The organism is Chrysiogenia bacterium (genome assembly GCA_020434085.1).
Taxonomy (GTDB): domain Bacteria; phylum JAGRBM01; class JAGRBM01; order JAGRBM01; family JAGRBM01; genus JAGRBM01.
The window spans coordinates 1-11,038 of the sequence record JAGRBM010000301.1; the positions used below are offsets into that span (position 1 = coordinate 1).

General features: G+C 63.1%; 12 protein-coding genes. 5 read left to right on the forward strand and 7 right to left on the reverse strand.

The features are described 5' to 3' along the window. From KDH09_10425 to glnA, 4 genes are all read left to right on the forward strand, one after another. Positions 1-996, forward strand: a 996-nt coding sequence (locus KDH09_10425; GenBank protein MCB0220099.1) for a hypothetical protein, incomplete at its 5' end; no start/stop codon positions are given. A gap of 394 nt (positions 997-1,390) precedes the next feature. Continuing rightward, positions 1,391-2,572: an ammonium transporter gene (locus KDH09_10430; protein ID MCB0220100.1), complete on the forward strand. Its 1,182-nt coding sequence runs from the start codon at positions 1,391-1,393 to the stop codon at positions 2,570-2,572. A 138-nt stretch (positions 2,573-2,710) separates the two neighbouring features. Further along, positions 2,711-3,049, forward strand: a complete 339-nt coding sequence (locus KDH09_10435; protein MCB0220101.1) for a P-II family nitrogen regulator — start codon at positions 2,711-2,713, stop codon at positions 3,047-3,049. A 117-nt stretch (positions 3,050-3,166) separates the two neighbouring features. Continuing rightward, positions 3,167-4,582: a type I glutamate--ammonia ligase gene (glnA, locus tag KDH09_10440; GenBank protein ID MCB0220102.1), complete on the forward strand. Its 1,416-nt coding sequence runs from the start codon at positions 3,167-3,169 to the stop codon at positions 4,580-4,582. A 148-nt stretch (positions 4,583-4,730) separates the two neighbouring features. Here glnA and yacG read toward each other — a convergent pair whose 3' ends face one another. Next, positions 4,731-4,952: a DNA gyrase inhibitor YacG gene (yacG, locus tag KDH09_10445; GenBank protein MCB0220103.1), complete on the reverse strand. Its 222-nt coding sequence runs from the start codon at positions 4,950-4,952 to the stop codon at positions 4,731-4,733. 164 nt (positions 4,953-5,116) lie between these two features. Between yacG and KDH09_10450 the strand changes: the two genes are divergently transcribed. Next, positions 5,117-5,323 carry a hypothetical protein gene (locus tag KDH09_10450; protein ID MCB0220104.1) on the forward strand — a complete coding sequence of 69 codons (207 nt, stop codon included), beginning with the start codon at positions 5,117-5,119 and terminating at the stop codon, positions 5,321-5,323. 73 nt (positions 5,324-5,396) lie between these two features. On the opposite strand, the gene KDH09_10455 is transcribed toward KDH09_10450, so the two are convergent. The 6 genes from KDH09_10455 to KDH09_10480 form a co-directional block, all read right to left on the reverse strand. Beyond that, positions 5,397-6,194 (reverse strand): hypothetical protein, encoded by a 798-nt coding sequence (locus KDH09_10455; GenBank protein ID MCB0220105.1) that lies wholly within the window; start codon positions 6,192-6,194, stop codon positions 5,397-5,399. After that, positions 6,184-7,047: a hypothetical protein gene (locus KDH09_10460; protein MCB0220106.1), complete on the reverse strand. Its 864-nt coding sequence runs from the start codon at positions 7,045-7,047 to the stop codon at positions 6,184-6,186. The genes KDH09_10455 and KDH09_10460 overlap by 11 nt, the downstream gene beginning before the upstream one ends. A 29-nt stretch (positions 7,048-7,076) precedes the next feature. Further along, positions 7,077-8,270, reverse strand: a complete 1,194-nt coding sequence (locus KDH09_10465; GenBank protein ID MCB0220107.1) for a di-heme enzyme — start codon at positions 8,268-8,270, stop codon at positions 7,077-7,079. A gap of 7 nt (positions 8,271-8,277) precedes the next feature. Continuing rightward, a complete protein-coding gene (locus tag KDH09_10470; GenBank protein ID MCB0220108.1) occupies positions 8,278-9,150 on the reverse strand; it encodes a metallo-mystery pair system four-Cys motif protein in 873 nt (290 codons plus the stop codon). A gap of 124 nt (positions 9,151-9,274) precedes the next feature. Further along, positions 9,275-9,829, reverse strand: coding sequence for a response regulator transcription factor (locus KDH09_10475; protein ID MCB0220109.1), 555 nt, complete (start codon positions 9,827-9,829; stop codon positions 9,275-9,277). Beyond that, positions 9,826-11,038 (reverse strand): HAMP domain-containing histidine kinase (locus KDH09_10480; GenBank protein MCB0220110.1); only part of this gene is annotated, 1,213 nt, incomplete at its 5' end. The genes KDH09_10480 and KDH09_10475, both read right to left, overlap by 4 nt.

Consider the following 11,038-nt stretch of genomic DNA (forward strand, 5'->3'; position numbering starts at 1 on the left):
GCCAGCAAGCACGCCACCGGCGTTTATTTTCGCACGAGCCAGGTGCCTGTCGTGGCCGACGTGCTGGGGCGCGTGACCAAGCTCGCCCACGGGCGCGGGCTCAAGCTCTATGCCTGGATGACCAGTCGCTACGCCGACTACGGGCTTACCGGTGAGCGCGCCGCCCGCTGGAGCGAGCGCGTCTATGACCTCGAGACCGGCGCCGTGCTCGAGGGCAAGGGGCTCGACCTCTTCAACGACCGCGTGGTCGATCACCTGGCCGCGCTCTACGCCGACCTGGCCAATTACCCCATTGATGGTGTGCTCTTTCAGGACGACCTGGTCAGCCGCCACACCGACGGGTTTTCGGCCGCCGCCGCGCGCGCCTACGAGCAGCGCTTCGGCAAGTCGCTTGAGCCGTTGGATCTCTATGAGAACGTCTACCAGAAGGAAGGCACGGCAAAGTTCTACGTCGGTCGTTACACCGACGAGTTCTGGCAGTGGGTGCGCTGGAAGAACGAGCGCCTGCTCGATGTGGCCGAGCGCCTGGGCGGCGTGGTGCGTGCCCGTCGCCCGGAGGCGAAGATCGCCGTCAACTTCATGTACGAAGCGGCCAGCAGCCCGCGCAACGGGCTGGCCTGGCTCTCGCAATCGATCTCGGCCGCCCACGCGCGCAACTTCGATTACTACGCGATCATGGCCTACCACCGGCAGATTGCCGACGAGCTTGGTCTTTCCATCGAACAGACCGCCACGCTCATCGAGCGCATGAGCCGGTCCCTGTATGCCGGGGCCCATCCCCTGCGCGCGATGTTCAAGCTGCAGATCCGCGACTGGAACGACAAGAGCCCGGTGAGCGCCGAGGAACTCGACCTCATGGCGAAAGCCGTGCGCGAGGGCGCCCGCGGCACCGGCGTTACGCCCAACCTCGCCATCATTCCCTACCGCGGCGCCGAGGACCTGGCGCGCCTGCCGAAGAGTTTCTTTGGCGAAGGGGCGAGCGTCACGCGGCGGTGAGTGCCTAACTTTTTAGCATCTCCTGTTTTTTGTGCGTACGGATTAGGCATTCACTTCCCATTCCCGTTGCTAGTTACGCCCTCCTCACCAAACAAACTCCAGTCAATCCGGTGACTTGTCACTTTTTTCAGGCCATGGCCCGGGCGTTGCTTATAGGGGGGCGTCCCTCAGGGGATTGCTGTGCGCTCTTGGAGAGGAGCCTGCCGCAATCGCCGTTCCGAGGCGGATTCGCCGGTTTTTCCGGTGAGTCACGGAGGGGGATGAAAATACCTTCGCGGAGAGTAGAAGAATGGGAAACCGGCACCTGAATTGGGGTCGGCGCATCACGGCACTTTGTGTCCTGGCGCTGGCAATTGTAGGCGTAGCAACTGAGGCTTTCGCAGCCGAAGGAGCCATTGATTCCGGCGATACGACTTTCATCCTCGTGAGCGCCGCACTGGTCCTGTTCATGACACCGGGCCTGGCTTTCTTCTACGGCGGCATGGTCCGGTCGAAAAATTCCCTGAGCACCATGATGCATTCGTTCATCCTGATCGGAGCCATCAGCGTTCAGTGGGTTCTGATTGGATACACCTTGGCATTCGGACCGGACATCAGCGGACTGATCGGCGGGCTCGACCACATCGGGCTAGCGGGAGTGGGCGCGGAGCCCGGGCCTTACGCTGCCACCATTCCCGGCTTTGCCTTCATGGCCTTCCAGATGATGTTTGCCATCATTACTCCCGCACTCATCTCGGGCGCCTTTGCCGAGCGCGTCAAGTTCTCGGGTTTCCTGCTCTTCTCCCTGCTGTGGGCGACGCTGGTCTATGACCCGCTCTGCCACTGGGTGTGGGGCGGCGGCTGGATGGGCGCCGACGGTGCCATGGACTTCGCCGGCGGCAACGTGGTGCACATCAGCGCCGCGGCCTCGGCCTTTATCTTTGTGATCCTGCTGGGCAAGCGCCAGGGCTTTGGCAGCGAGCCGATGCCCCCGCACAACCTGCCTTTTACGGTGCTGGGCACCGGCATCCTGTGGTTCGGCTGGTTCGGTTTCAACGCCGGCAGCGCCCTGGCCGCCGACGGCACCGCCGCGCTGGCCTTTGTGACGACCAACACCGCTGCGGCGACGGCCTCGGTCACGTGGGTGATTCTCGACAAGATCGTCAAGGGCAAGCCCACGGTGCTGGGCGCCGCCTCGGGCGCGGTGGCCGGCCTGGTGGCCATTACCCCGGCCGCGGGCTTCGTCACGCCGCTGGCTGCAATCGCCATGGGCCTTGGGGCGGGCGTGATCTGTTTCTTCGCCGTGGAATTCCGCACCCACAAGGGCTTTGACGACTCCCTGGACGTGTTTGCCGTCCACGGCATGGGCGGCACCTTCGGCGCGCTGGCGCTGGGCTTCCTGGCCACCGACAAGGGCGGCGTGGAGCAGTTCCTGATTCAGCTCAAGAGCGTCGTGGCGACCTATCTGTTCGCCATGGTGATGACCTTCGTGATCTACAAGATCGTCGATCTGACGGTCGGAATGCGGGTCGACGAAGACGCCGAATACGAGGGGCTCGACCTCTCGCAGCATGGAGAGGTTGGTTACAACCTGTAATCCCGGTTGCTGTTTGGTGGCCGGGCATGATACGAGGGGCCGCAGTCGTTCAAGGCCAAACCGCCGCTGGGGGCGGCCCCCAGAGACTTCGACGCGGGCGCACGAAGGCCCGCCGAATGAAAGAACGAGGCGCATGCCATGAAGAAAATTGAAGCGATTATCAAACCGTTCAAGCTCGACGAAGTGAAAGCCGCACTGGCTGAGATCGGCGTCATGGGTATGACCGTCAGCGAGGTCAAGGGCTTCGGTCGCCAGAAGGGCCACACCGAGCTCTACCGCGGCGCCGAATACGTCGTGGACTTCCTGCCGAAGATCAAGCTCGAAGTCGTGGTTGACGACGACAAGTCGACACAGGTTGTCGAGGTGATCCAGAAGACTGCCAACACCGGTCGGATCGGTGACGGCAAGATCTTCGTCCTGAATCTGGAAGAGGTGGTTCGCATCCGCACGGGCGAGCGCGGCACCGACGCCGTTTAATCGGATCGGTGACGCACCCGATTGGTGCGCTTGAGGGCTAAACAAGAGAACGCTCGGAACGCGCGAAAGCGAACCGACCCAGCAAAATACGATTCCATTAAGGAGGCAGGTTGTTCAATGACAACGCCAGCTGAAGTTACAAAGATGATCAAGGACCTGGGCATCGAGTTTATCGACTACAAGTTCTCGGACTTGTTCGGTCGGTGGCAGCACACCTCGAACCCCATCAGTGAATACGACGAGTCGCTTTTCGAAGAGGGCCGCGGCTTCGACGGCAGCTCCATCCGCGGATGGCAGGCCATCAACAACTCCGACATGTTGATGATCCCCGACCCCGCGACCGCCGTGGTGGACCCGTTCTGCCAGTATCCGACGATCTCTTTCATCTGCAACATCGTCGATCCCATCACCAAGGAACCCTATGGCCGCGACCCGCGCAACATCGCGATGAAGGCCGAGTCCTATCTCAAGAGCACCGGCATTGCCGACACTGCCTACTTCGGCCCCGAGGCTGAGTTCTTCGTGTTCGACGAAGTGCAGTACGAAGTTTCCGGTCACCAGTCCTTCTACTCCGTCGATTCGATCGAAGGCCACTGGAACTCCGGCCGTGAAGAAGCCCCGAACCAGGGCTACAAGATCGGCCCCAAGGGCGGCTATTTCCCGGTCAGCCCCTACGACACCCTCAATGACCTGCGCAGCGAGATGGTCATGGTGATGCAGAAGGTCGGCATCAAGATCGAAACCCACCACCACGAAGTGGCCACCGCAGGCCAGTGCGAGATCGACATGCGTTTCGACACCATGCTGCGCATGGCCGATCAGCTCAAGTGGTACAAGTACATCGTCCGCAACGTGGCCAAGCGTCACGGCAAGACCGCGACCTTCATGCCCAAGCCGATGGCCGGTGACAACGGAACGGGTATGCACACGCACCAGTCGCTGTGGAAGGACGGCAAGCCCCTCTTCGCCGGTGACGGCTACGGCGGCTTCTCCGAACTTGGCCTCTACTACATCGGCGGCCTGCTCAAGCACGCCCGCGCGCTCTGCGCCCTGACCAACCCCAGCACCAACTCCTACAAGCGTCTGGTGCCGGGCTTCGAGGCTCCGGTCAACCTGGCCTACAGCGCCCGGAACCGCTCGGCCTCCTGCCGCATCCCGATGTTCAGCCCGAGCCCCAAGGCCAAGCGCATCGAGGCCCGTTGGCCCGACCCGACCTGCACCGGTTACGTCGCGTTTGCCGCCATGCTCATGGCCGGCCTCGACGGCATCCAGAACAAGATCGACCCGGGCGAGCCGCTCGACAAGGACATCTACAGCCTGAGCCCCGAAGAGCTCAAGGATGTTCCCAGCGCTCCGGGTTCGCTCGACGAAGCTCTCAAGTGCCTGGAAGAAGACCACGACTTCCTGCTCAAGGGCGACGTGTTCAGCAAGGACTTCATCGAGAACTGGGTCTCCTTCAAGCGCGAGAACGAAGTCGATCCGCTTCGCATGGCTCCGCATCCGCTCGAGTATGAAATGTATTACGGCGGCTAAGCCCTTACAGCTTCAAGCCCATGCAAAAAGCCCCGGCCAGACGGCCGGGGCTTTTTCTTTGCGGTGGTTTTTTCCCAACGATGAAACATCGGCATGGGCCTGCCTCGCCAGGCCCATGTTTGAATCGCCGCGGTGGGGTAACGGATTGTCAGTGCAGCGTCTCGTCGCCGGGGTTGCCGGCGTAATCGGTGGGCCAGTTCTCGTCGCTCATGGTGGGGGCAGGCTCGCCGGGGATGGCGTATTCGCCGCTGGCCCACTTTCCGAGATCCAGCAGGCGGCAGCGCTCGCTGCAGAACGGGGGTTCGCCGGGCTTTCGGTCGGTGAGCGGCTTGCCGCACTTTGCGCACTTGAGGACTGCCATGCCGGTCATCCTAGCCACCCGGGGGCCCTGCGAAAACTGCCCGGGGCGCCCCAATCGGCGAAAATCTCGAAGGGGCTGGACCTTCCGCCGTGAGTGCTTAGCTTTTCTATAGAGGCCTGTGGCGGCGCATGATGCGCCTCTGAGCGGTCTTTACCAAAAGGAGGCACCACGAGATGGCAGACCAGGTAAAAGGACCCTTCGGGGCGCTGCTTGTCCGGCTCTCTCTGGCCGATTCGAAGATTCCGGTGGCGGAGGAAGTTCCCGAAGGGGAGCCCAAACCGCTCGTCGACCAGGCAGCCGACTATCTGGAGCAACTCATCCGATTCCAGGCTCGCGCCGCCGGCGGCGTGGAGAACCTCACCAACGTTCCCCAGGCCTGAAACCAGACAATCACGATCACAAAAAAACGGCGCCCACCCGGGCGCCGTTTTTGTTTGGCCAAATGCAAAGGTGCTACTCGGAATCGGCAACCGGATCCACGAAGTGGGAGAGCGAGGCCTGCACCTCGCCCATTACGGCAATGGCCAGTTGGCTCTGATTCATCGTCATGAAATCTGCGCTGTCGAACCAGGTTTCATATCCGATGCCGACGATGACGCGGCTGGTGCTCCCCGGGAGGGAATGTGGATCGGGGGCGCCACCCGGCGCGCGCAGGGTGAGCTGCGCGGTGGCGGCGATGGCGGTACTGATGGTGAATGCTGTTCCCGCGCCGCCCATGCCGGCCGGCTGCCAGGTGCCTTCGAGATAGAGGCTCTTGCCGACCATGGTTCCGGGAACGTCGCCCGGCAGGTCGCGCGCGTCCTCATCGGCCTGCAGCACGTTGACCTCCAGCCGGTCGTAGACGCCCGGCGGTGGGCTCAGCTCGCCGAGCACCAGCGGAACGCGTTCGGCCCCCAGCAGGGCGATCACCTGCGGCGTCGCAATGGTGGTGGGGGAGGAGAGTGCATGGGCAAATGCGTCGGACACACCGAAGACGCGCTGAAAAAAGCGCGGGACGAAATCGAAGGCATTTGCCTGCGCAAGCAGCTCTTCATTGAAGAGAACGACGTAGCCCTTCTCGATGGTGATGTCGTAACCGCTCTCAGAGGTAAATGCGCGCGGCTCGCCCGCGGCGGTGTCCGTGTAGTTTCCAAACATATCGGGCGCGCTGTGATGGAGGGCCTCCACGCTCAGCGTGATGCCGGGATCGCGTTCGGCGCAGCCGAGCAGCAGGATGGCGCACAGCAGGAAAAGGTTTCGCTTAGAGATCATAGGTCACTCCCGCCAGCACGCTCACTCCCTCGTCGTGATTACCATCGAGCTGGTCAATGACGGGAATCATGACCCGAACGCTGAGCAGCAGATCCTCAGTAGGCGAAAAGACAATGCCGGGCGTGAGAAATCCGATGAACCCGCCGGAGTCGGGATCGACGACGCCTGCATCCACGTCCCGCGTGGCAGCGCGCGTATCGAAACCAAGCTGCAGGGCGACCGGCAGCTCCGGCGCCCACTGCGCCATGAGCGTGTTGACCCAGGCATCGCCGGCCTCGAAAGCGCCGAATCCGCCGGCGGTGAAATAACCCACGCTGCTGAGGTAGAGCGAGAAGGGGTGCCGGAAATAGCCGTACCAGAGCCCCGCACTCGGAACCCAGGCGCCGTTTCCGGCCTGCGCGTCAAAAGAGAGCGGCACGCCGGCACTGTCTTCAAGCTCCGGCGCGCTCGGCACGCGCAGACCGGCGACAACGCCCAGCAGGTGGCGGGGCATGGCATGGCGGTCCTGCCAGACAAAGCCGCGCGCGTTCACCTCGATGTCTCCAAGGAAAAAAGAACGCTCCTCGGACTGGTTTGCCAGGGCAAGCTGCTTACCCACCACCGGCACCGACAGTCCGAGGGTGATTCGCTCGTGCGGGGTCCAGGCAATGCCCAGGCTGGTTCGGTATTCGCTGAGTTCTTCGGAGCTGACACCCGGCACGCCGATATCCTCGGTGCGATAGCGGAATTCCAGCGACGCGCGTAAGCGACCTTCAAAGGGTTTCCCATGACCCATGATGGTCAGGGTCGGGTCGCCGGCCTGACAGGTCGAGCACGCAGATGCCTGGGGCGCCACGAACAGTGTGAGCAGCATCGCCGCTCCCAGCAAAACAAACACGCGCTTCACGGCGTGCAGCTCGCGTGCGGCGGGATGTGGCCGAAGGGGTCGCTGAGCATGGGGTTGCAGACAAACTCCCAGTCGGTCAGCGACTTCAGGAAGTTGATGAGATCCTGTTTTTCCTGCGCGGAAATGATGAACCCAGAAATCAGCACGTCCTTGTGGGGATTGGCGCTGCCGTCGCCGGCGTTGGGGTCGGGCGGGTCGATGGTGCGGCCGCCGGCGGCGTAGTGATCGACGACCTCTTCGAGGGTCGCGATGCTGCCATCGTGCATGTAGGGGGCGGTCAGCTCGATGTTGCGCAGGGTGGGGGCCTTGAACTTGCCCATGTCCGCGTCATTGCCGGAGACTTCGATCAGGCCCTGATCGCTGGCCGGGTAGTCGCCAGTGCCGCCCACGTTGTAGAGGCCGTTGTTGTGAAAGGAAATTTCGTCGAGCAGGTTGCCCTCGTGATCAAGGGAGCTGGAGAAGTTGAACCCGCCGTGGCAGTGAAAGCATTCCAGGCGCTCCGAAAAGAAGAGCTGGCTTCCGCGCAGGGCGGAGGCGCTCAGCTCGCCGCGATCAAAGGCGGAGTTGCCCGAGATCAGGGTGCGCTGAAAAGCGCCGATGGCCTTGAGCAGGTTTTCTTTGGTGACCGGGTTTTCAGATTTTGGGAACGCATCGCGGAAGAGGGCGGCGTAGGTCTCATCTGCTTCCAGGCCGGCCAGCGCGTTGGGGAACGAAACATCGTCGAGTCCCAGCTCAACGGGAAACTCGCCAAAGAGCGGAATCGTTGCCTGCTCTTCGAAAGTGCGCAGGTGGTGGTTGGCCCATGTGAGGGTCGCCTGATACGCCGTGTTGGTCAGTGACATGGAATTGCGCCGGTTCACCTCGCCGGTGCTCCCCACGCCGCCGGTCAAGCCGTCGGAAAATGCCATGCGTTGCTGGTGGCAGGTCGCGCAAGAAATGTTTCCGCCGGTCGAGAGCCCACGCTCGTAAAAGAGGCGGCGCCCGAGTTCGACCTTGTCCGCGTTCATGGGGTTGTCGGCGGGGACCTGTGGGGCCGGAAAGCCCGCAGGCAGGTCAAAGACGTAACCTTGCGCGCCGGCGGCACTCTCAGTGCCGCCGCTGCAGGCAATGCTCTGGAACAGACACAGACAGACCGCCCCGGTGAGGGCGCCCCGTCGTTTCAAGCTTGCAAGGAATGCCGATCTGCGCATGTTGCTCTCACTGGACCGAGAAGAAACCCTGACCGTCGGTGTCTGTAAAAGGACCGACCTGATGGTCGAGGCCAAGTTCATCGAACACGGCAGGGCACTCTGGATCGTCTGGGGCGGACATGCATCCGGCGGCAGTTGCGGCGGTATTGACGCCCACATCCGCGCCGGAGAGCAGGTCGCCGATATCAGCGGCAATCACATTCTGGTCGGGGTCGTAGGAATCGAGACAGACCTGAACGCGGTTGGGGTTGTCGCACGAGATGGCAGGCGTGGAGGGATCTCCGGTCGGCGTGCAGGACGTGCTTCCCAGATGAACATTCCAGTTGACGGGGCTGCCGTTGGGGTCGCCCTGGCCGTCGATACGCAGGAACTTGTAGCCCCCGTTCCAGTTCCACTGCATTCCCACGCTGTTGAGCGGCGCGGGAGCGGTGCCCGCGTCGATGTGGTTCATTTCAAAGGGAACCCCCATGGTAAAACAGACGCCGTCGTACTCGACCTCCGGCGCGGTGCCGAAGGCAAGGGTGTTGGTGGCGATGGTGCCGTTGCACCCGCCGCTCACGCCGGTCTCAAAATCGATGAGGGCCAGCCCGTCGTGCTGCCACGGGGTCTCGGAGAGATCCAGTGCCACGAGCGCGTCGTTGTCGGCGCGGCGCAACTGAACGTCGTAAACGAAGAAGCGAAAATCATCGACAAAGAACTCGTCGTTACCCGTGCCGATGTTGTTGTAGGTGCCGCAGGCAAACGGGTCGTCACTGACCAGACCAACAAATTGGACGGCATAGCCACTGTATGGAGCGACGAGGTTGTCGTCGCTGCAACTGATAGTTCCCATGCTGACAAGCAGGGCGGCCAGGAGCCCGAGGATTCCCAGAGATTTCATTATGAAGTCGCTCCATCGAACGTGTGATTTCAGGATGCAGGAGAACTCGGCATCGCTGGCATCTAATTAGATCTGGGAAGTTGGCGCAGCAACGCGGCAAATTGTCGCACCGGGAAACGGGAAATCAGCGTGATGTCGGATACTTGGCCAGTTTTCGCTGGAGCGAGCGGCGGTGCAGGCCCAGCAGGCGGGCGGCCTTGGAGATGTTGCCGTCGCAGTCGGAGAGCACGCGGTTGATGTGCTCCCATTCCGCGCGTGCCAGGGAGGGAACCTCGTGCTCGAAATCGGGCGCGGTGTTGGGCGGGAGCTCGGCGCGCTCGAAGGCGGCGAGGATGTCGTCGGCGTCGGCGGGCTTGGGCAGGTAGTGGGTGGCCCCCAGCTTCACCGCATCCACGGCGGTGGCGATGCTGCCGTAGCCGGTGAGCACGACGATGATACAGTCGGGGAACTTGTCCTTGAGAATGCGGACCAGTTCCAGGCCGCTCATCCCTTCCATGCGCAGATCGACGACGGCGTAATCGGGGGCACGCTTGTCGGCGACCCGGAGCGCGTTCTCCCCGCTCTCGGCAGTGGCGACGTCGAAGCCCCGCTTTTCGAGCGCCCGGCCCAGCCGCTCGCGCAGGCGCTCGTCATCGTCGACAACGAGGGTGAGCTCGCGGCTGATCTGGATCTCGCTCACTTCTCCTCCCCCTCGCACGGAAGGCGCAGGCTCACCGTTGTGCCGGCGCCCGCGCGCGAATCGATGGTGAGCGTGCCGCCAAGGCTCTCGGTCAGCGTGCGCGCAAGAAACAGGCCAAGCCCCAGGCCCGTGCTCTTGGTGCTGAAGAATGGTTCGCCCGCGTGGGGGAGGGTGGCTTCGTCCATGCCGCAGCCCTCGTCCTTGACGCGCAGGAGAACAGTGCTGTCATCGCCTTCGGCGAGAAACTCCACGCTCTGATCTTCCCGGGAGGCTTCGAGCGCGTTGCGAATCAGGCTGGCCAGCACGCGCACCAGCGCGGTGCGGGGCACGGTCAGTGTGGCCGGGGGGAGGGGCTCCTGAACACGCACGCGCTGCAACCGCTCTTCACCGAGTTCATGAAGCGTAGCCGTAACGAGTTGCGCGAGCGTGTGGGAGGTGCGCCCCTCGCCGGGCACCTGCCCGGCATCGGCGCTCATCTGATCGAGAATTTTGCGGCAGCGCGAGACTTCCTCGCGAATCAGCCGCGTATCTTCGAGCAATTCGCCATCGGCGCCCGATTCGCCCAGCTCGCGTTCGAGTTCCCTGGCCGCTACCGCGATTGTGGCCAGCGGCGTGCCCAGCTCGTGCGCGGTTCCGGCGGCCAGCGTGGCCAGTGAGGCCAGTCGCTCGTTGCGCGCGGCCATCTCACGCGCCTGTGCGAGCTCGGCGCCGCGCTCGGCCAGTGCAGCGGTGACTTTCCCGACGAAGTAGGCGATGAGTCCCGCCGTCAGTACAAAGGCAACCCACATCCCCTGCAGGTGCATGGAGAACCCCTGCGCGGGCTCACTCATGGCGCGGTGGTGGGCATGCGGATCTCCAGCACCGGGGATCGGAACGTTCGCGTAAAAGAGAAACCCGAAACCCACGCTGGCAAGTGCCACAAGTGCCCAGGTCCAGCGCGGGCCCAGCGCGACGGCGGCCAGTGTGACATGCACGAGATAGAGCGCGCTGAAGGGATTGCTCGGCCCGCCGCTCCAGTAGAGAAGCCCGGTCAGTGTGAGGGTATCGAGTGCGAGCAGCGCGCCGATGGTCCATTGGGGAAGCGTGTGGTCCTCGTCGCTTGCCAGCAGCGCAGTCGCCGCATTGGTCGCGGCAGTGAACGCAATCAGCGATAGCAGCGCCGCCAGTGGCAGGGACACCCCGGCCGCATAGACGCCGAGCACGAGAGCA